The organism is Metabacillus mangrovi (assembly GCF_009711125.1).
Classification (GTDB): Bacteria; Bacillota; Bacilli; order Bacillales; family Bacillaceae; genus Metabacillus_B; species Metabacillus_B mangrovi.
This window is the reverse complement of the sequence record NZ_WMIB01000009.1, coordinates 21,392-41,005: the sequence shown is the minus strand read 5'-3', so window position 1 is coordinate 41,005 and position 19,614 is coordinate 21,392. Positions and strand designations below refer to the sequence as shown.

At 47.0% G+C, this 19,614-nt stretch carries 22 protein-coding genes; 15 read left to right on the top strand and 7 right to left on the bottom strand.

The window, feature by feature from the left end:
* Positions 1 to 348: 348 nt before the first annotated feature.
* On the bottom strand, positions 349 to 846 hold the full coding sequence (locus GKZ89_RS10655) for a phosphatidylglycerophosphatase A family protein (RefSeq protein WP_162356721.1): 498 nt from the start codon (positions 844 to 846) through the stop codon (positions 349 to 351).
* Between the two features lie 156 nt (positions 847 to 1,002).
* On the opposite strand from GKZ89_RS10655, the gene yutH reads away from it, so the two are divergent.
* The 5 genes from yutH (at position 1,003) to GKZ89_RS10630 (ending at position 7,658) form a co-directional block, all read left to right on the top strand.
* Positions 1,003 to 2,004, top strand: coding sequence for a spore coat putative kinase YutH (yutH, locus tag GKZ89_RS10650; protein ID WP_162356720.1), 1,002 nt, complete (start codon positions 1,003 to 1,005; stop codon positions 2,002 to 2,004).
* Between the two features lie 243 nt (positions 2,005 to 2,247).
* The gene (locus GKZ89_RS10645) at positions 2,248 to 3,546 is read left to right on the top strand and encodes a homoserine dehydrogenase (protein ID WP_155112387.1); all 1,299 of its coding nucleotides are present in this window, start codon (positions 2,248 to 2,250) and stop codon (positions 3,544 to 3,546) included.
* Positions 3,543 to 4,604 (top strand): threonine synthase, encoded by a 1,062-nt coding sequence (thrC, locus tag GKZ89_RS10640; RefSeq protein WP_155112386.1) that lies wholly within the window; start codon positions 3,543 to 3,545, stop codon positions 4,602 to 4,604. Before GKZ89_RS10645 ends, thrC begins: the two co-directional genes overlap by 4 nt.
* Positions 4,601 to 5,530: a homoserine kinase gene (thrB, locus tag GKZ89_RS10635; RefSeq protein ID WP_155112385.1), complete on the top strand. Its 930-nt coding sequence runs from the start codon at positions 4,601 to 4,603 to the stop codon at positions 5,528 to 5,530. Before thrC ends, thrB begins: the two co-directional genes overlap by 4 nt.
* A 172-nt stretch (positions 5,531 to 5,702) precedes the next feature.
* A complete protein-coding gene (locus tag GKZ89_RS10630; protein WP_155112384.1) occupies positions 5,703 to 7,658 on the top strand; it encodes a S9 family peptidase in 1,956 nt (651 codons plus the stop codon).
* A 46-nt stretch (positions 7,659 to 7,704) separates the two neighbouring features.
* On the opposite strand, the gene GKZ89_RS10625 is transcribed toward GKZ89_RS10630, so the two are convergent.
* Entirely contained in the window at positions 7,705 to 7,983 is a 279-nt protein-coding gene (locus tag GKZ89_RS10625; protein ID WP_241680218.1) for a NifU family protein, read from the bottom strand.
* Positions 7,984 to 8,143: 160 nt separating this feature from the next.
* Between GKZ89_RS10625 and GKZ89_RS10620 the strand changes: the two genes are divergently transcribed.
* Positions 8,144 to 8,458 (top strand): YuzD family protein, encoded by a 315-nt coding sequence (locus tag GKZ89_RS10620; RefSeq protein ID WP_155112383.1) that lies wholly within the window; start codon positions 8,144 to 8,146, stop codon positions 8,456 to 8,458.
* A gap of 84 nt (positions 8,459 to 8,542) precedes the next feature.
* Positions 8,543 to 8,791: a hypothetical protein gene (locus tag GKZ89_RS10615; RefSeq protein WP_155112382.1), complete on the top strand. Its 249-nt coding sequence runs from the start codon at positions 8,543 to 8,545 to the stop codon at positions 8,789 to 8,791.
* 56 nt (positions 8,792 to 8,847) lie between these two features.
* Here the strand turns inward: GKZ89_RS10615 and GKZ89_RS10610 are convergent, their stop codons facing one another.
* Positions 8,848 to 9,915 (bottom strand): NAD(P)/FAD-dependent oxidoreductase, encoded by a 1,068-nt coding sequence (locus GKZ89_RS10610; protein ID WP_155112381.1) that lies wholly within the window; start codon positions 9,913 to 9,915, stop codon positions 8,848 to 8,850.
* A gap of 306 nt (positions 9,916 to 10,221) precedes the next feature.
* Between GKZ89_RS10610 and GKZ89_RS10605 the strand changes: the two genes are divergently transcribed.
* Positions 10,222 to 10,458: a YuzB family protein gene (locus GKZ89_RS10605; protein WP_155112380.1), complete on the top strand. Its 237-nt coding sequence runs from the start codon at positions 10,222 to 10,224 to the stop codon at positions 10,456 to 10,458.
* A gap of 32 nt (positions 10,459 to 10,490) precedes the next feature.
* On the opposite strand, the gene GKZ89_RS10600 is transcribed toward GKZ89_RS10605, so the two are convergent.
* Entirely contained in the window at positions 10,491 to 11,183 is a 693-nt protein-coding gene (locus GKZ89_RS10600) for a DUF2225 domain-containing protein (protein ID WP_338324920.1), read from the bottom strand.
* 185 nt (positions 11,184 to 11,368) lie between these two features.
* Here GKZ89_RS10600 and dapF point away from each other — a divergent pair, with 185 nt between their 5' ends.
* Both dapF and GKZ89_RS10590 read left to right on the top strand, forming a co-directional pair.
* On the top strand, positions 11,369 to 12,229 hold the full coding sequence (dapF, locus tag GKZ89_RS10595) for a diaminopimelate epimerase (protein WP_155112379.1): 861 nt from the start codon (positions 11,369 to 11,371) through the stop codon (positions 12,227 to 12,229).
* 72 nt (positions 12,230 to 12,301) lie between these two features.
* Entirely contained in the window at positions 12,302 to 12,664 is a 363-nt protein-coding gene (locus tag GKZ89_RS10590; RefSeq protein ID WP_155112378.1) for a HesB/IscA family protein, read from the top strand.
* Between the two features lie 80 nt (positions 12,665 to 12,744).
* Here GKZ89_RS10590 and GKZ89_RS10585 read toward each other — a convergent pair whose 3' ends face one another.
* Positions 12,745 to 13,257, bottom strand: coding sequence for a transposase (locus GKZ89_RS10585; RefSeq protein WP_155112377.1), 513 nt, complete (start codon positions 13,255 to 13,257; stop codon positions 12,745 to 12,747).
* A gap of 254 nt (positions 13,258 to 13,511) precedes the next feature.
* Entirely contained in the window at positions 13,512 to 14,510 is a 999-nt protein-coding gene (gene yumC, locus GKZ89_RS10580) for a ferredoxin--NADP reductase 2 (RefSeq protein ID WP_162356718.1), read from the bottom strand.
* Between the two features lie 394 nt (positions 14,511 to 14,904).
* Here yumC and GKZ89_RS10575 point away from each other — a divergent pair, with 394 nt between their 5' ends.
* The 5 genes from GKZ89_RS10575 to GKZ89_RS10560 all read left to right on the top strand — a co-directional run bounded on the left by GKZ89_RS10575 (position 14,905) and on the right by GKZ89_RS10560 (position 18,753).
* Positions 14,905 to 16,116 carry an FAD-dependent oxidoreductase gene (locus GKZ89_RS10575; protein WP_162356717.1) on the top strand — a complete coding sequence of 404 codons (1,212 nt, stop codon included), beginning with the start codon at positions 14,905 to 14,907 and terminating at the stop codon, positions 16,114 to 16,116.
* 100 nt (positions 16,117 to 16,216) lie between these two features.
* Complete coding sequence (locus tag GKZ89_RS10570) at positions 16,217 to 16,699, top strand: NUDIX domain-containing protein (protein ID WP_155112376.1); 483 nt, start codon at positions 16,217 to 16,219, stop codon at positions 16,697 to 16,699.
* Between the two features lie 149 nt (positions 16,700 to 16,848).
* On the top strand, positions 16,849 to 16,980 hold the full coding sequence (locus GKZ89_RS20890; protein WP_162356716.1) for a YuiA family protein: 132 nt from the start codon (positions 16,849 to 16,851) through the stop codon (positions 16,978 to 16,980).
* Positions 16,981 to 17,058: 78 nt separating this feature from the next.
* On the top strand, positions 17,059 to 17,376 hold the full coding sequence (locus GKZ89_RS10565) for a YuiB family protein (RefSeq protein ID WP_155112375.1): 318 nt from the start codon (positions 17,059 to 17,061) through the stop codon (positions 17,374 to 17,376).
* 696 nt (positions 17,377 to 18,072) lie between these two features.
* Entirely contained in the window at positions 18,073 to 18,753 is a 681-nt protein-coding gene (locus GKZ89_RS10560) for a 3D domain-containing protein (RefSeq protein ID WP_155112472.1), read from the top strand.
* A gap of 36 nt (positions 18,754 to 18,789) precedes the next feature.
* On the opposite strand, the gene GKZ89_RS10555 is transcribed toward GKZ89_RS10560, so the two are convergent.
* A complete protein-coding gene (locus tag GKZ89_RS10555) occupies positions 18,790 to 19,602 on the bottom strand; it encodes a cobalamin-binding protein (protein ID WP_155112374.1) in 813 nt (270 codons plus the stop codon).
* Positions 19,603 to 19,614: the final 12 nt, after the last annotated feature.

The following is a 19,614-nucleotide window of genomic DNA, read 5'->3' as shown; positions in this document are numbered from 1 at the left end:
CCCTCCGTGCTTTAAAGCAGCCGGGTAACAAGCAACCAAGCTCCAAACCCCAGCTGTACCTGCAGTCTGAAGTGCAGGGGACGGAGATTTAGTGCTTTAGCGTAAGTGGGGTCAGTGCATTGCTCTGACCCTCCGTGCTTTAAAGCAGCCGGGTAACAAGCAATCAAGCTCCAAACCTCGGCTGTACCTGCAGTTTGAAGTGCAGGGGACGGAGGTTTAGTGCTTTAGCGTAAGTGGGGTCAGTGCAACAACATTAAAAACCGGCCCCGCCAGCATAACCCAAGTTAGAACAAAACCCGAATGCAGATCCCCTGAAAGAAGATTTTGCATCGCCGGGCCAGACCCGATTCACTCCGTATTCGCAGCCCGATGTGCCAGTCTGCTTGAGGCAGCCGCAGCGATGGCTCCTACGAGATCATCCAGGAACGTGTGGCACATGCCGGTTGATTTATCATTAAGGTAGCCGAGGATTCCCGGTTTCTCCTTATCGATGTATCCGTAATTGGTAAAACCGATGGACCCGTATATGTTTACGATGGAAAAGGCCATGATTTCATCGACTCCGTAAAGACCTTCATCACTTTCAATAATCCCCTGAAGAGGTTCTTCAAGCATCTTTTTCTCAGCCAGTTCGTCCAGCTGGATGCCGGTCAGGATGGCGTTTTGAACTTCTCTTTTAGCAAGGACCCGCTCCACATTGGCGAGGCAGTCGTCCATTTGCAAGTCGGGATGGTATTTTTTCTGCAGAAAGTATACCAGATCTGCAATATCTTTAATTTTTACTCCGCGCTCAGCCATTTTCTGCCGCGCTTTCTTCTCTACATCATCCATGCTGCGCTTTTCCATCCGCATCATCCTATCTGTTTTAGGTAGCAAAAGCTGTTTATGATCAGTTTATACAATCCTGCTGAAAGCGTGTATGCCCTTATGAAAAGATAGCATATTCCAACGTCCGGCAGATTAGGATAGGGTATAGACTGCCTGAAATGGAGTTGGTTCCGCTTGAAAGAATTTTTAAAAGAACAATTCGGCCTTCATGCATCGGGGATATTCAAAGCAGGCGGATACGATGCTTTTCGGATCGGGGGTACAACAGGCTTCATTATTCCGGTACCGCAGCTTGATGAGCAGGAACTGTTCGAGCTTTATTATATGAGTCAGTATTTACAGGAAAAAAGAGAACCATACGTAGCAGCTTTCTGGCCGTCACTCCAGGGGACACTCTCGGCAGAAAAGGACGGAAAACGATATGCGGTCCTAAAATGCCCGGATACGATCCAGCCGAGAAGCCTTACGGAGGGGCGGGAGCTTGCCCAGTTTCATCAAAGAGCAAGAAGCTATTCTTATCAGGCGGACAAAATGAAGCGCATCGGACAGTGGAAGGATTTATGGGAACGGAGAATAGACCAGCTCGAGGCTTTCTGGAGAGGAAAGGTGCAGGCCCACCCGCTGGACCATTTCGAAAAGCTGTTCATTGAATCGTTTCCTTATTATCTGGGGATGGCGGAGAACGGAATTCAATATTTGGTCGACACGGAGCTGGATGACGAGCCGGCAGCATCCGACTCAGCGACCATCTGTCACAACCGCTTCCATTCCGAGCTGTGGACGAACGAGCTGCCAGTCAAGCTGCCGACAGATTGGGTGTTTGATCATGCAAGCCGGGATGTTGCCGAGTACCTCAGACATGAGTTCCTTCACTTTCCGGACCGGCTAAAGAAAAGGGGAGGAAGCTTCCTCGCAGATTATGACCGTACGGTCCCGCTCTCATCATTCGGCTGGAGACTGATTTACAGCAGGCTTTTATTTCCGATTCACTATTTTGAATGCATAGAAGACTACTATTTGTCTTCTGAGCAGCAAAAACCGGTATATGAAAAGAAACTCTATTCTATTTTGGAACGCTCGGAGGAGTATGAACAATTTCTCGCCTCCTACTCCAATATGCTTTCGATGCGGACGAGAAGAATTCAGCTGCCTTTGCTTCATTGGATTGGAAGATAGGGGATGCAAAACCGGCCGTGACCAGGCCGGTTTTTAGCGTTTGCCCAATTCACGGCGGCTGAGGAGAAAAAGTAAAGCCAGGATAGCCGTATGATAAAGCGTTTACAACAAATTAAACAGAAATTTCAGCCTTGTAAAATAATATGACGAGATTTATAATGCTACTATATATCAAATGTCTATTATACAGATACAAATGTCCTTTATGAAAAGACATTTGTAAGGAGAGGAGAGACCATACAGATGAATGCTATACAAGTAGGACTGCTTGGACTAGGTACGGTTGGAAGCGGTGTAGTGAAGATCATCCGGGAGCACCAGGATAAATTGCAGCATCTGGTGGGCTGTCCGGTTGAATTGAAAAAAGTCCTTGTCCGTGAAAAAGATAAACAGCGTCTGATCGATGTTGACCCTGCGCTGCTGACTACAGATCCTTATGAAGTAATCCGGGATCAAGAAGTCGATGTAGTCATTGAAGTGATGGGCGGAATTGAACAAACAAAGGAATATTTGCTTGAAGCACTTCATGGGAAAAAACATGTAGTGACTGCAAACAAAGACCTCATGGCATTGTACGGCTCTGAACTTTTGGGAGCAGCTACACGCAACGGCTGTGATTTGTTTTATGAAGCAAGTGTGGCCGGGGGCATTCCGATTCTCAGGGGGCTTGTTGACGGGCTTGCCTCTGACCGGATCACGAAAATGATGGGAATCGTGAACGGGACGACCAATTTTATTCTGACGAAGATGAGCAAGTATGGAAGTCCATATTCAGAAGTGCTGAAGGAAGCACAGGATCTTGGCTATGCTGAAGCAGATCCTACTGCTGACGTGGAAGGGCTGGATGCCGCCAGAAAAATGGCGATCCTCGCAAGACTCGGCTTTTCGATGAATGTCGATTTGCAGGATGTGCAGGTAAAAGGGATTTCTGCGATTTCCGATGAAGATATCAACTATAGTAAGCGGCTCGGTTATACCATGAAACTGATTGGCATCGCCCACAGGCAGCAGAACAGCATTGAAGTGAGCGTAGAGCCAACACTTTTGCCGGATCACCACCCGCTTGCAGCAGTAAATGATGAATACAACGCCGTGTATGTGTACGGAGAAGCTGTAGGGGAAACGATGTTCTACGGGCCGGGAGCTGGAAGTCTTCCCACCGCTACAGCAGTCGTTTCCGATCTTGTAGGCGTCATGAAAAATATGAGGCTCGGAGTAAACGGACGGAGTGCGGTTGCTCCTCAGTATGAAAAGCAGATGAAGCGGCCGGAAGAAATTCATGCTCAGCATTTTCTGCGCATTCATGTGAAGGATCAAGTTGGAGCCCTTGCAAAAATTACAGGTCTGTTCTCAGAGAGAGGAGTCAGCTTTGAGAAGATCCTGCAGCTGCCGCTGAAAAACAGTGAGCTTGCTGAAATTGTGATTGTAACGCACCATGCTTCCCAAAGAGACTTTACAGACATCCAATTGCAGCTCGAGAACCTGGAAGTCGTTTCAAAAGTAAAAAGTACGTACCGGGTGGAAGGGAACGGGGAAGTATGAGCTGGAGAGGATTGCTGAAAGAATACAAAGATTTCCTTCCCGTAACCTCAAGCACTCCGGAATTGAGCCTGAATGAAGGCAACACGCCCCTGCTGCGCCTTCCCAGCCTATCTGAACAGTTTGGTGTAGACTGGTATGTTAAAACGGAAGGAACCAATCCGACTGGATCTTTTAAGGATCGCGGAATGGTGATGGCCGTAGCGAAAGCTAAAGAAGAAGGAAGCAATACCGTTATGTGTGCGTCAACAGGTAACACATCAGCTGCAGCTGCAGCTTATGCCGCAAGAGCAGGGATGAAGTGCATCGTAGTGATTCCGGATGGAAAGATCGCATTCGGAAAACTGGCCCAGGCAGTCATGTACGGAGCTGAGATCTATTCCATCCCGGGTAATTTTGACGATGCGCTTAAAATGGTCCGAAGTGTATGTGAAAAACTTCCCATTACACTGGTCAACTCAGTCAACCCCTACAGGCTTGAGGGCCAGAAAACCGCTGCATTCGAGATTTGCGATGTGCTCGGCAAGGCACCTGATGTACTCGCTATTCCGGTAGGAAATGCGGGCAATATTTCAGCTTATTGGCGCGGGTTCAAAGAATACAATGAGCTGAGGCAGACCGGGCTGCCTCAGATGAGAGGCTTTGAAGCAGAAGGAGCGGCGGCGATCGTCCGGAATCAGGTGATTGAGCAGCCTGAAACCATTGCCACTGCCATCAGGATTGGCAATCCTGCAAGCTGGAGTCTGGCAGTTGAAGCGGCCGAGACTTCGGGCGGGAAGATTGATGAAGTGACTGATGAAGAAATACTCGATGCATACAGGCTGCTTGCCAGAACAGAGGGGATTTTTGCAGAACCTGCCTCATGTGCATCGATCGCAGGTGTGATAAAACAGCTGCAGACCGGCGAACTGCAAAAAGGAACCCGCATTGTTTCCGTATTAACAGGAAATGGCCTGAAAGATCCGAATACGGCCATCGACCACAATGAAATAAAGCCAATCCTGCTGTCAAATGACGAGTCTGCCATCCTTGAACGCCTTGAAGGAGTCCAGCCGGTATGAAAGATGGTGACATGCTGAAAATTAAAGTGCCAGGCAGCACGGCAAACCTTGGGCCCGGATTTGACTCCATCGGCCTTGCCCTCAGCCGGTACTTGATTTTGACCGTTACCCTTGCAGACAAGTGGCACTTTCAGTCAGAAAGTGCCGAAACAGAAGGTTTGCCTGAAGGCACCGATAACTTGATTTATCAGGTCGCTGCCCGGACGGCCGCTGCTTATGGAGGAACTCTGCCTGCCTGTAAGGTAAAGGTCTGGAGCGATATTCCGGTAGCAAGGGGTCTCGGAAGCAGTGCGGCCGCTATAGTAGCTGGAATCGAGCTCGCTGATGCGCTTTGCGGCTTCTCCCTTTCACTAAAGGAGAAAGCACGCCTCTCAAGCCTCGAGGAGGACCATCCCGATAATGCAGGGGCGTCTGTCTACGGGGGCCTTGTGATCGGTTTGCATACTGCTTCAGACACTGACATCATCCGTCTGCCGCGATTTCAGATGGACCCGGTTGCAGTGATTCCCTCTTATAAAGTTTTTACAAAGGATGCAAGAGACGTGCTGCCCGTCACCCTTCCCTTTAAAACAGCTGTACAGGCTGGGGCTGTAGGAAACACGTTTACCGCTGCCCTAATGGCTTCAGATTGGGAGCTTGCCGGTAAAATGATGGAAAAGGACCTGTTTCATCAGCCTTACAGAGGAACGCTTGTACCTGAGCTTGAGTTTATAGCACGGGCCGCGAAGGAAGCGGGGGCACTTGGTACGGCTCTCAGTGGAGCAGGCCCGGCAATGATCGCATTTGCGGCACCAGGCAGCGGGTCAAAAGTGGCTGATGTGCTCAGAGAACGGTTTCCGGCCTGTGAGGTGGCCCTCTTATCTGTACCGGAGGAAGGAAGCACAGTTGAACGGCTGCCGAGCTGCAATCCTTCTGGAAGCATGTGACACGCATCGTAATGCGTGTCTTTTTCTTATTTTCCTCGATTGGTTCCCATAAAATTGAAGGAGTTTGACTTCGGCAGCCGAAATAGTTAGGGACGGATTGCTTTCAGCCAAAATGGGGAGCAATTGCTGAGCAAACCGGCGTAAGCACAGGTAATAAAAGGAGTGTACATATTTGAAAAAGCAAAACATACAAGCAGAAGACTTGTACCGGATGAAATTCGTGGCAGACCCGCTAATGGCACCGGACGGACAGGGGGCTGTATACACTGAGACCACCATCAACACACAAACAAACAAATACGAAACGCATCTGTTTTACCTGCACCGCGAAACGGGCAGGCAGTGCCGCCTGACTGAGGGCAAAAGTAAAAATCACTCACCAGCCTGGTCTCCTGATGGGAGACTTGCATTCCTGTCAGACAGAACAGGAATCTTGCAGGTGTATGTAATGACCGTGCCGGATGGAGAGGCAAAACAAGTGACCTTCAGCGGGCAGGGAGTATCCCAGCCGGTTTGGAATGGGAATGACGAGCTGATTTTCCTCTCCTATTTGAGAGAGGATGCAGCTCTTGAAGACGCGGAAAAAGCAGAAGCGGTTCCGCTTGCAGCGACTGAACTTCACTATAAATCCGACAGAACCGGTTTAATTAAAGACAGGAAAAACAGGGTTTTTGCTCTTCGGCTGAGCAGCCGGAAGGTGCGGGAGCTTTGGCAGGGATCTGCGGATGCAGAGGATCCGGCACAGTCGGGAAGCAGTCTTGCGTTTGTTCACTACCCTTCACCGAGCATTGAAGAAGGATTCGTTTCGGAAATCCGGATTGCCGATCTGCAGTCTAGAGAGATAAGGAAGGTAACGACTGGAAAAGGGGTCTATTCTAAGCCGCAATTTTCCCCGGATGGCCGGTTCCTCGCATTCCTTGGTCATGAAAAGGAATTTGAAGGGGCTACTCTGCAGAAGCTGTGGCTTTATGATTTGCAGCTGGAAACCTTGCAGTGTCTTACACGCGACTGGGATATGCATGCTGCTGATGCAGCCGTCAGCGACAGTGTTTTTGGAAGTGTATACAGAGGGATTCAATGGACGGCCGATTCACAAGGGTTTTATCTGCTTGCGTCAGATCGCGGCAGTACGGGTTTGTACTACGGATCCATTGAAGGGCTTATGTATCCGGTCCGATTGGAAGCCGAGCATATAAACGGGCTCAGCCTGCATCCGGAAGAGCATATTGCCCTCCTCACCATCAGCAGTCCTGAAGCCCCTTCTGAACTATTTGAACTGAACGTGCTTACAGGAGAGCTTAATCAGCTGACGTTTTCCAACAGTTCATGGCTGCAGCAGACTGTCCGGTCAATCCCGGAGCCGTTTGAAGCAGAGGCTGAGGATGGATGGGTCATTCACGGATGGATTATGAAGCCAGCCGGGGCAGGGGAAGACGGGAAGGTCCCGCTCATCCTCCAAATCCACGGCGGTCCACATATGATGTACAGCCATACTTATATGCATGAGTTTCAGATGCTTGCTTCAATGGGCTATGCGGTTCTCTATATGAACCCGAGAGGAAGCCAGGGGTATGGTCAGGATTTCGCGAACCTTGTGAGAGGAGACTATGGGGGAAGCGACTGCAAGGATCTGCTAACAGCGTTGGATGCGGCAATTGAACGGTTTGATTTTGTGGACACGGAAAGGATCGGTGTGGCCGGTGGGAGCTACGGCGGCTTTATGACAAGCTGGATGCTCGGCCACACGAACCGGTTTAAAGCAGCCGTTACACAGCGGTCCATCAGCAATTGGATCAGCTTCTACGGGACGAGCGACATAGGCCCATCATTTACATCAACGGAATTGGGGGGAACCATGCCGGAAGATGCCGAAATGCTTTGGGACCGCTCCCCTCTGAAATACGCCGGAGAAATCCGTACACCTCTCCTGATCCTGCACAGCGAAAAAGACTACCGCTGTCCAATGGAGCAGGCTGAGCAGCTGTATACGGTGATGAAGGCGCAGAATAAAACAGTCAAACTCCTCCGTTTTCCGGAACAAAACCATGAGATGTCAAGAAGCGGCAATCCGCTTCTCCGGGTAAAAAGGCTGGAAGCCATTGCCGGCTGGTTTGAAAGGAATTTATAGGATAAAAAAAAGAGCCTCCGGCTTCAGCCGGAGGCTCTTTATACTGTTAAAATACTTGTTCTACCTCAACTACACCGGGAACTTCCTCAAGCAATGCACGTTCGATCCCTGCTTTAAGTGTGATGGTTGAGCTCGGGCAGCTTCCGCATGCACCCAGCAGGCGAAGTTTGACAATTCCATCCTCAACATCAACCAATTCACAGTCTCCGCCATCGCGAAGCAGGAACGGACGCAATTTATCTAATACTTCCTGTACTTGTTCTCTTTGATTTTCTTCCATAGCAATCGTCTCCTTCCTGCTATTAGTATATTCCGGCACCGTCATCAAAGCGAATAACGTGCTTCGGAAATGAACCGCTTTTTCAGTTATTGTACCATATTTCAGCCAAGAAACCTACGGAGAATTGCCCGCTTTCAAAAACCTATGCAAAGTCAAGCGAAATCAACTAAAATGAAGAAAACGCGAGATTATTGGAGGATGTAAAATGAACATTGACGTTTATGGGGCAGAGGTTCTGTGCCCGAGCTGTGTAAATATGCCTTCAGCGAAAAAAACCCATGAATGGCTTCAGGCTGCTCTAGACAGGAAATACCCCGGCAAAAGCATCCAAGTATCCTATATTGACATTTATACAGCAGATCTAAAAGGGGAGAGGCGTGAATTTGCAGAAAAAGTATTGAATGACGAATACTTTTATCCCCTTGTCGTACTGAATGGAAATGTTGTAGGAGAAGGAAGCCCCCGTCTTAAAGTAATCTATGAAGAACTCGGCAAATTAGGGATCACTTCTGAAATATAGATCTTTTTATCTACTTTTTTCCAAAAACAGCGGGCTAAAAGAACCACTCTGTGGTATAGTTTCCTTATAAGGGGGCTTGGGAAAATGGGACATAGTAAGATGATAAAAGGCAAACCGGCCATTATGACCAGGACATTCGACTACCGTATCGGAGATATTCCATGCAGGATTGATGTCCACACAGCAATGGATCCAAAAGGAAAAACTGTCTATCGGGTGAAGATTGCGAGCCAGGACAGCATCTTTTCTGCAAGTTCTGCAGATTCATTGAAATCCAAGGCGGTTTCAAAAGCGATTATGAAATTTAAATGGGTAAGCGGGTGCTCTGAGTAAGGGTGCTTTTTTTTTTTGCAAAATAAAAAGGCGGATTGACTGCCCGCCTTTCATCATCACCCATTATGAAACTTATACATCCAGAGGATCCCGGATTTAAGCAAACGGGGCACACGCCCCATGAGCGGCTTCTCGTTGAGCAGGCCAAAGCCATGCTTTTTGCCAAGAGAACCGAGGATGCCTTTAAGCTTAAACTGAGGGAAGGATTCCGGTTCCGGCTCGTTTTTCCAGCGCTTCTGGAGCACAAGGACAATTTGCTCCGCCTGTGCTTCTGCGAGCTGGGCACTTGGAGCATGCGGCAGCGATGCGCAATCTCCGACTACAAATACACTGCTGTCATCCGGTACGTAGTGCTGCGGGGCAAGAACGACACGCCCCTGTGCGTCCTTTTCCACATCCAGCTCACGTACGACCCGGCTCGGCTGAATTCCTGCAGTCCAGACGATTACATCACTGTGAACGGCCTCATCGTGATTATAGACGATGTTCGGCTCAACTTTAGTGATATTGGCACAATTAATGATTTCAACGCCATGGTCCTCAAACCAGCCTTGAACATAACGGCTTAGTCTCTCCGGAAACATGGAAAGAATGGTTTTGCCTCTGTCAAAAAGCTTGATTTTCAAATCCTTCCGGCTTTCGCGCAGCTCACTTGCAAGCTCCACTCCGCTAAGCCCCGCTCCTACTATGGAAACGATTGCACCAGCCGGCAGGTCGTTGAGCTTCCGGTACGTTCTGCGGGATTGATCAATGGTCTGGATGCTGTATGAGTACTCCTGTGCTCCTGGTACTCCATGGTATTTATCCTCGCAGCCAAGCCCGATAATCAAATCATCATAAGATAGAGTCTCTCCGCCAGCAAAAATGACCTGCTTGCTGTTCCTGTCAACGGAAAGGACTTCTCCATATTTATGCTGCAGCCGTCCGTGCTCAGGAAAATCGACCCGGATATGATGATCAGAAATTGTTCCGGCCGCCAGAGCATAATATTCAGTTTTGAGACAGTGGTAGGGGTTTTTATCTACCAGGGTAATTTGGACATCATTTGGAAGGTTATTTGGAAGCAGTCTGTGAAGAATTCTCATTCCTCCATATCCGCCCCCCAGGATGACTAGATTTTTCATACGCGGATTTCCCCTTCTCCCCACGGGAATAATAAAAAAATAGTATTCTATAACTTTACTATTGCAAGAAAACCTTTTCAAAATGCCACTAAAAAGTATATCGAATTTACGCTTAAATCACAATATACGGCAGCAAAATAACCAATTGTTCTGCGAGACAGGCCAATAGTACAACCTTATTGCGCAAATGTGTTAAGTTAATTGTATCAAAGCGTCCGGTATGAAGGGAAGAGCATAAGCGACAAACGTTGACGTTTTTTGCTGATTCGGGGTAGGATAAGGATGAAACTGGAGAGGTGAGATCTCATGAAACCGATAATCGAGTTCTGTATAAGCAATCTGGCCAGCGGCTCTCAGCGTGCCCTGGAAAAACTCGAAAAAGACCCTAATCTGGACGTTGTGGAGTATGGCTGTCTTGGATATTGCGGAAAATGCTTTGAATCCATGTACGCCTTAGTAAATGGAGAAGCGGTATCCGGAGAAACACCGGAAGAGCTTGTCGACAACATTTATCAGCACTTGGAGGAAAATCCAATGTTTTAATAAAAAAGGATGGCTCATATGCCATCCTTTTTCTATGCCTGTGACTGTAATGCCCCTTTTACACTGCGCATTTCCTGCCACCTGTCTTTTGCCATTTCAATCAGCCCCTTTTCATGGGAGTCTGACTGGCTCTCAATCATTCTGGAAAAATAGCGGACGGCCTGGCCATCTTGGCCGAGGCGCCTGCTCAGTTCTCCAATTAAATAAAGAATCCGCATATCGGTCATTTTTGTTCCGGCATAATCCTCATGCATGTAAGATTGCAGATATTCGTTCAGAGCCTGCTGCAAAAATCTCTTTTCCTGTTCTCCGTTCTCCATGAAGCGGTACAGCCAGGCGAGCCGGTGGTTCACTCCTGCCTTCACAGCATGAGTTTCCTGTTTCAGTCCGGCACAGTAAAGAGCCAGTTTATGCGAGACCAATGCGCTGTGAATCGTTCTCTCCCCGCAGTAATCCTTTTTAGTCCAGCGCTTCCAGACGAGTTCTGTCAGCTGTTTTCTCGAAGAAGGTGCAGCCTGCAGAGAAAACTCATCCGTAAAAGAAAATCCGCAATTCGGACATACCGAAGCATAATAATAAAGCGGGTTATAGATCTCAGAGGAATAGCGGGAATAAAAATCTGTATCGCTTGACTGGACGCGGATAAAGGAACTGCGCAGTTTTTTTGTGATGAAGGAGGTGTTGCACAGCGTGCAGGAGGCTTTCTTGTCATATAAATGATCCACTGTAATCACCGCCCTTTAATTAGTTCTATTATACCATTATAAAAGACTCATTAGAAAGCAAAATAAAAACTCCCTGCATAAGGCAGGAAGTTCTTATCGTTCTATTCAAACGGGGGATATTTCTATTGTGGACTTAATCTGCAGACTTTATACTAATAGAAATGATTTTTTTGGAGGTTCCGTACATGGAAACTTTTCAGTTTACGAAAATGCATGGTTTAGGCAACAATTATATATATGTAAACATGTTCGAGGAATCTCTGAATGAAAGCAGTCTGGCAAAGATTGCCCGGGAAGCGTCCAATCCTTTTACAGGGATCGGCTCAGACGGCATGATTCTCATCTGCCCTTCTGAACACGCTCCAGTAAAAATGCGTATTTTTAATAATGACGGCTCGGAAGCGTTAAACTGCGGAAACGGACTGCGGTGTGTAGCAAAATATGCATATGAACACCAGCTCGTAACGGATAAAATTTTTAAGATCGAAACGCTCTCCGGTCTGGTTGAAGCAGAAGTTCATACTGATAATGGAAGAGTTTATTCTGTCACGGTCGACATGGGCAAACCGCGTCTTCTGAAAAAGGAGATCCCGATGGTAGGAGACCCGGAAGAACAGACCATCAGTGAAAAAATGACTTTTCTTGGTGAAGAACACACCATAACAGCACTTTCAATGGGAAACCCTCATATTATTTTTAATGTAGACCGGATAGAGGCAGCTCCTCTTACCGAGCTTGGCCCTGTAGTTGAAAAAGACCCCAGATTCTCCGAGGGCATCAACGTGGAGTTTGTAGAAACGGTAAATGAAACGGAACTGAACTTCCGGGTATGGGAAAGAGGGTCAGGGATCACTCAGGCCTGCGGAACAGGCGCCTGTGCTGCAGCTGTCGCTTCCGTACTGAACGGGAAATCTCCCCGTGGAAAAGACATCACCGTACACCTCGCAGGAGGGGACTTGATCATCAACTGGACTGAACAGGGAAACGTCCTGATGACCGGACCAGCGGAAGTAATTGCCGAGGGCACCTATTACATCCGTCCGTAAAGTCCGGAATTTGAGTCCGGCCGTATCAGTGTGTATACTAATCATATAGCCATTTACCAAAGGAGTGATCATATGGCTCAAATTATTACCATTACAGAAGCAGCTTCCTTTCAGATAAAAGATATGATGAAAGAACATGAAGAAGAAAATGCCTACCTCCGCGTCGGAATTAAAGGCGGCGGCTGCAGCGGCCTCTCCTACGGCATGGGCTTTGACCATGACAAACAGGAAGGCGATGTAGAACTAGAATTTTACGGCATCCCGGTACTGATCGATAAAGACAGCGCACCGGCGCTGAAAGGGACCGTCATCGACTTCAAACAGTCCATGATGGGCGGGGGATTCACCATCGATAACCCGAACGCCATCGCAAGCTGCGGCTGCGGATCATCATTTGTAACCGCAACGAATAAGGGTACTCCTGAGGAGTGCTGATCCAGAAAAAGGTCCTAATTCAGGGCCTTTTTTTCGTAGCTCCCCGTATTCTCAGCCCATCTAACCTCTTCGACAAAAACCTAGTGTTCTGCCGCCGGATGCGGGAAGTGACCGAGAATTTTATCTTTAAAGAGAATGGAACAATCCAGACTCTTAATTAAATAGGGATAGCTGCTCCATTTGTAATTTTCCGCTTGCTGAACGGCCATCGCTTTGCAGGGTTTCAAGTGGATGTAACGGGAGGTGTTGAGGAATTTGGGGATCGTCGTAATTGGGTCAGCATAGAATCTGCCCTCAAATAAGTGTCCTTTAAAAATGGATCTGGAGTTGAAGTAACGCGCGTAGCGAAAATTTAATTGCTGCATGATCACATTTGGCTGATCCTCAACAACTTCAATCAGTAGATGAATATGATTTTTCATCAAACAGAAAGAATGAAGTTTAAAGGGGAATTTTTGCTGCACTTCCTTAAGAATTTGCAAATAATGATTCTTATCGACATAATCCTCAAATAAAGCGGTTCTTCGTATTCCTTTTGAGAAAATATGGTAAATTAAACCAGGTTTAAGACTCCAATTTCTTGGCTTCGGCATAGATTTCCACCTTTCATTATTTTTGTAAAATATTCTGCAAAACACTTATAACACCTCTCGAGTAAATGTAGAAATATTGTAAGTATTTTGGGTTAGGGGGGACGACGGGGAAGGTGAGGTTGCCAGGGAAGAATGCCAGGGAAACCGGGGATGCCATGCAAGAATGCCAGGGAAACCAAGAATCCCATCCAAAACAAAGTAAAGCCCCCAATACCATAAGAAAAAGGCCGGTCCAGATGACCGGCCTTTTCTGGTTATTTATTTTCAAACAAGCTTGTGCTGTGCAGGGGCTGTACGCGGGCTTTCGGGTCCATGTATGCTTTTGCGTTGTTGACGGCAGTTGGTGCTTCACCAAATCCGCTGGCAATAAGCTTTACTTTTCCTTCGTACGTACAGATGTCGCCTGCAGCGTAGATTCCTTCAATGTTGGTTTCCATTTTAGAGTTTACGACGATGTTGTTCTTTTCGATATTCAGATCCCAGTTTTTGATTGGACCGAGGGAGGAGACGAAGCCGAAGTTTACGATTAGATCGTCAATATCAATGACTTCCTTGCGCTCTCCTTTAACTTCCTGAAGAACGACTTGTTCGATGCGGTCTTCTCCGATCAATTCTTCAGGTACGAAAGGCGTCATGACATCGACTTTGGAATTATTCAGAAGCTCGACACTGTGCTCATGCGCGCGGAATTTATCACGGCGGTGGACGAGTGTAACTTTTTCGGCGATCGGCTCAAGCATTAAAGCCCAGTCCAGTGCGGAATCTCCGCCGCCGCAGATCATGACGCGCTTGCCTGCAAAGGAATTCAGGTCATCGACGAAATAATGCATGTTTTTGCCTTCATATTTAGAAGCAGTTTCCAGCTCAAGACGGCGCGGCTGGAAGGCTCCGTTCCCGGCAGTAATGATGATTGTTTTTGTGTAATGGATCTCAGAATTGGTTGTCAGCTTGAATACGCCGTCTGCCTGTTTTTCTACTTCTTCTACTGCCTGATCGAGGGCAACGGCAGGATCGAACATGTTCATCTGCTCTTTAAGGTTGTTGATTAGTTCCTGTGCGCGTACCTTAGGAAATCCGGCTACATCGTATATGTATTTTTCAGGATAGAGAGCAGATAATTGGCCGCCGAGCTGAGGAAGACTCTCGATGATCTTAACGCTTGCCTGTCTCATTCCTCCGTAAAATGCGGTGAACAATCCTACCGGGCCTCCGCCTATGATGGTAATGTCATAAACCTTTGTATCTTCTTTCACAATGAAACCCCCTAATTGATAACTATTCTTACTTACATCATATCACATTTTTCAGCGATCCTCATCTTCGATTGCAGGCTGAAACAAAGAATTCAGAGTTGCCAATTTAAGATAGTATCCTACATTATTTTCGGAATTTTCGCAACAGAGTTTTTCCGGTAAATAGAGGTTGAAAAACAATTCACAAAGGATTACTATTGGATAGAGGATTAATTGTTAATTTTTTGTGAAGCTATTATTCAGCTGATTCATTTTTTCACGCAGTGCTTAGTGAAGGATTTCACAATGTTTTCTGCAGGAAAACAAATAAAATGGCGAAAAGAGCGGAAAATAGGCAGAGGTATTATTTTCAGTTCTTTTACCAACAAATTTAGTAAAGGTGATGTGATTCGTCGTGAATAAACCAAAAGTTGTGGTTTTAGGTGCAGGTTATGGCGGTTTAATTACGGTTACCCGCCTTCAAAAGCTGGTTGGCGTAAACGAGGCAGATATAACGCTTGTAAACAAAAATGATTACCATTATGAAACAACCTGGCTCCATGAGGCTTCTGCAGGCACGCTTCATCATGATAAATGCCGTTATCAGATCAAGGATGTAATCAGCAGCCGAGTAAACTTTGTTCAGGATACGGTTACTTCCATTAAGCCTGAAGAGAAGAAAATCGTTCTTGAAAAAGGCGAGCTTGATTATGATTACCTTGTTGTTTCTCTTGGATCCCAGCCGGAAACATTCGGCATCCAGGGTTTGAAAGAGTATGCGTTCGGAATTACAAACATCAATGCTGCCCGCCAGCTGCGTGAGCACATTGAACTTCAGTTCGCTACTTATCAGACAGAGGAAAACAAGCAGGATGACCGTTTGACAATCGTGGTCGGCGGAGCAGGATTCACTGGAATCGAGTTCCTTGGCGAACTTTCAAACCGTGTTCCAAAGCTGTGCCGTGAGTATGATATTGACCCGAAAAAAGTAAGGATTATCTGCGTAGAAGCAGCTCCGACTGCTCTTCCTGGTTTTGATGCTGAGCTTGTAGAATATGCTGTGAGCCACCTTGAGCGCAAAGGTGTCGAATTTAAAATCGGTACAGCGATCAAAGAATGCACAGAAGATGGAATTGTCGTAGCTAAAGATGATGTAATGGAAGAAATCAAAGCGGGTACAGTTGTATGGGCAGCTGGAGTACGCGGGAACAGTGTTGTTGAAGAAGCTGGATTTGAAAACATGCGCGGACGCGTTAAAGTAAATCCTGATCTTCGTGCACCTGGTCATAACGAAGTCTTCATTATTGGGGATTGCTCACTGATCATCAATGAAGAAATTAACCGCCCTTATCCTCCAACTGCACAGATTGCCATGCAGCAAGGAGAAACTTGTGCGAAAAACCTTGCATCTCTTATTAAGGGACAAGGCGAAATGGAAGGCTTCAAGCCGGACATTAAAGGTACAGTCGCTTCTCTGGGAGAAGATGATGCAGTAGGTACTGTATTCGGCAAGAAACTTGTCGGAACAAAAGCATCTTTCATGAAAAAAATGATTGATAACCGTGCATTGTTTATGGTCGGAGGACCGGGAATGGTCATGAAAAAAGGGAAATTCAAGTTCTTTTAATGGATAGATGTAAGGAAAAGGCAGAAGCGTCCAGCTTTTGCCTTTTCTTTTTTATTGCGCCATAATTGAAGGATAAACAAGAGATAGAGGGAGTGGCAGCATGACAAGTAAACGGGGAAATGTATGGCTTGCAGCAGCAGGAATTGTGACGGATGAAACCGGAAGATGGCTGGTTGTGAAAAAGAAATATGGTGGTCTGAAGGGGAAGTGGTCATTGCCTGCAGGCTTTGTAGAGGGCAGTGAAACAGCAGACCAGGCTGTCATTCGGGAAGTGTATGAAGAAACAGGAATCCGGGCTAAGGTAGAAGGGGTTATTGGCTTGCGGTCCGGGGTTATAAAGGGACAGGTCAGCGATAACATGATTATTTTTAAACTTAATGCCGTCAGCCGCGAAATCCGCATTCAGGAAGAAGAAATTTTTGAAGCTGCCTTTCTTCCTTATGAACAATTAAAAAATGACAAGGACTCTTCCCTTTTGCTGACTGCATTAACAGAACAAAATAGTCAGTCAAAGCTATTGCTGAATGACCAGCTTGATCCCGGCGAGCAATTTGAGTACTCCGCTTATAACCTATTTTTATAATATTCAAAAAAATAAGATAATTAAAGAAAACAAGAGGGAAACGTTGATGTATTCGCTTTCATCGGCTCATTTGTCATTAAATCTGACTTTATTGTTGACAAGATACCTGTTATCTTTATTAACAATTAATCAGAAAAGGGGAGAGCTGCATGAGCACTGTTAGAGCCGAAAAAAGAGATTGTCCGTATTGTTCAGGGAAAGGTTATTTCCAGCTCCTGCTTGGCGGCACTGAAACGTGCGACTGCTGCAACGGAACCGGGGAAAAACCATCCAGCCTCTAAGAAAATAAAGGAAAATTTTATTGACGTAATTAATGCGCTTTCAGTACACTGATAGTGGTGTACTGGAGGTGCTTGGATATGATTTTACCGGTATTTATTATCTCAATTGTCCTCTTTTTTGTCTTATTCTTCGGAATTGGTTTCCTATTGAATATGCTGCTCAGAATGTCCTGGATTATGGCGATCATTTATCCGGTCGTCTGCATCCTCATTATCGATGATGCATCCGCCGCCTCTTACTTTACCGCTCCGGGACAGTCTTTTCCTGCATTAGCCGATAAAGTCAGTTCCCTGCAGGGAGTAGATATAACCATCCTTATAAGCGGACTCGCAGGGGCCATATGCTCAGGACTTGTCATCAAGACTCTCAGGAAAAGAGGATACCAAATGTTTTAAAAGCTTCCGGAAAACTGGAGGCTTTTTCTTTTTGGGGCCCGCACGATGCGGGTCAGTTCTGCGTTGCGACAGGACCTCGCGCTTTTAGCAGAACTTCCTTTCAACGCGCCTCTCGGTCGGGAGCTCCAATGTGCCAGTCGGCTTAAGCAAGCGCCCTCCGCTTTTCTGGTTGTCCAGCTCCGGCGGCTAGGCCCTCGAGGTCATAAGCCAGTTCACCTGCAGAAGGAAAAAACACCTTCTTCCGGTGAACTGTCTTATGCTTGTCGGAGGCCCGCACGATGCGGGTCAGTTCTGGGTTGCGACAGGACGTCGCGCTCTTAGCAGAACTTCCTTACTGCAAGCCGCCTTCGCTTTTCTTGTTGTCTAGCTCCGGGCGCTATGCCGCAGGCCCATTTCACTCCCTCGGTCGAGGCAAAGAGCGCCTCTCGGTCGGGAGCTCCAATGTGCCAGTCGGCATAAGCAAGCGCCCTCCGCTTTTCTTGTTGTCCAGCTCCGGCGGCTAGGCCCTCGAGGTCATAAGCCAGTTCACCTGCAGAAGGAAAAACCGCCTTCTTCCGGTGAACTGTCTTATGCTTGTCGGGCCTGGGCAAGCCGCCTTCGCTTTTCGTGTTACAAATATTTCAATTTCTTTTGTTTCGAATACTTTTCTTTCCATTAGGGAAGTAATAGCTTAGTGAGAGGAGTGAGATATTGGTAATGGGAATATTGATGGTTTGGCTTCGGCGTTTGGTAATGGTTCTGCTTCTTGCCGGTGCTTTGGCGGCAACATTTGAGGCGGTTTCAGGGGTCAAAGCGAGAGAGCTGGCAGCCGGAATTCTGCAGTCCTATACAACTCACACAGAAAAAAACGGATCTTTCCGTATTTTTGGCTTATCTGATAAGACGCTTCCTGCATACCACGGATCTGCTTTGATGTCATCCGGTTCTGCAAGTGGAGATGAGGGAATCAATCTGAACGAGTATCCTAAACATAAAGTGACGGCAACTGGATATACAGCGGGCTATGAATCAACAGGGAAGAATCCGGGACATCCGGAGTACGGGATCACTTATTCGGGTGTGAAAGTGAAAAGGGATCTTTTCTCGACGATAGCAGCTGATTTGAATGTATTTCCGATCGGGACGGTGCTGTATATTCCGGATTACGGGTACGGGATCGTGACGGATAAAGGGGCAGCGATTAAAGGGGACGAATTGGATTTATACTTTGATACGGTTGCAGACGTATATAAAAACTGGGGCAAAAAGGAGCTCGATGTCTACATCTTAAAAAGAGGAGATGGCAGATTTACGGAGCAGGAGTTTACTCAGTTGAATCAAGATTCGTCTATGCAGGTATTCAGGCAGAAATATTTAAAACAGAAAACAGGGCTTTAATACATAAGAAAGCAGCCGGATCATAACCGGCTGCTTTTACGTGTTGAAGTCTTTTACAGCTTGTATTTCTTCTGAAAAATGATCAGGATGCACAATCTGGGCGAGGTTGGCGAGGCCTTCATAAAGCCTTGGCGAAGGTCTGCAGAACAGAGCCTCTTTCAGCAGGATGACCTGATTTCTTTTTAATGCTGTCAGCTGGTTAGAGCCAGGCCTTTTTTTAACGTGTGCTGCATTCATTTTCGCTTCTTTTACCCCGACCCAGACCATAAAGAAAAATTCAGGGTCCCGGTCAAGCACTTCCTCCCAGACGGTTTGGACGCTTGGAATTTTTTCTGAAGCAAAAATGTTTTCTGCTCCTGCCAGGCGGCTTACTTCTGTGAGCCAATTTGTTCCTCCGGGAGTAAACACCGGCTTTGGCCACCACTCGAAATAAACAGAAGGCTTCCGGTCAAGTTCGGCCGCTTTCGTCTTAAACCTTCCCATTAATGAGCGGTATTGTTCTGCCTTTTCAATCGCTTTTTCCTCTGTGCCAGTTGCCTTCCCAAGTTTGATCAGATCCGCGTGAATGTCTTCCAGGGACTGAGGATTGAAGACAAGGTGCGGAATGTTCCGTTTCTCCAGTTCCTCTATATTCTTCTCCATGCCCGGAACGCTAAGCGAAGCCAGTACAAGGTCCGGTTTGCATGTTTCTAGGTCATCCATTCGGATTGCCAGGTCAGGGCCCAGCTTTGGAAGGTTTTGTATGTCTCCCGGCCAGTCTGAAAAATCATCAATGCCGGCCAGCTGGCTGGTGAGCCCGAGGCATGCAGCGAGCTCTGTATTACTTGGACAGATCGAAACAATCCTCAACGTGCTCACTCC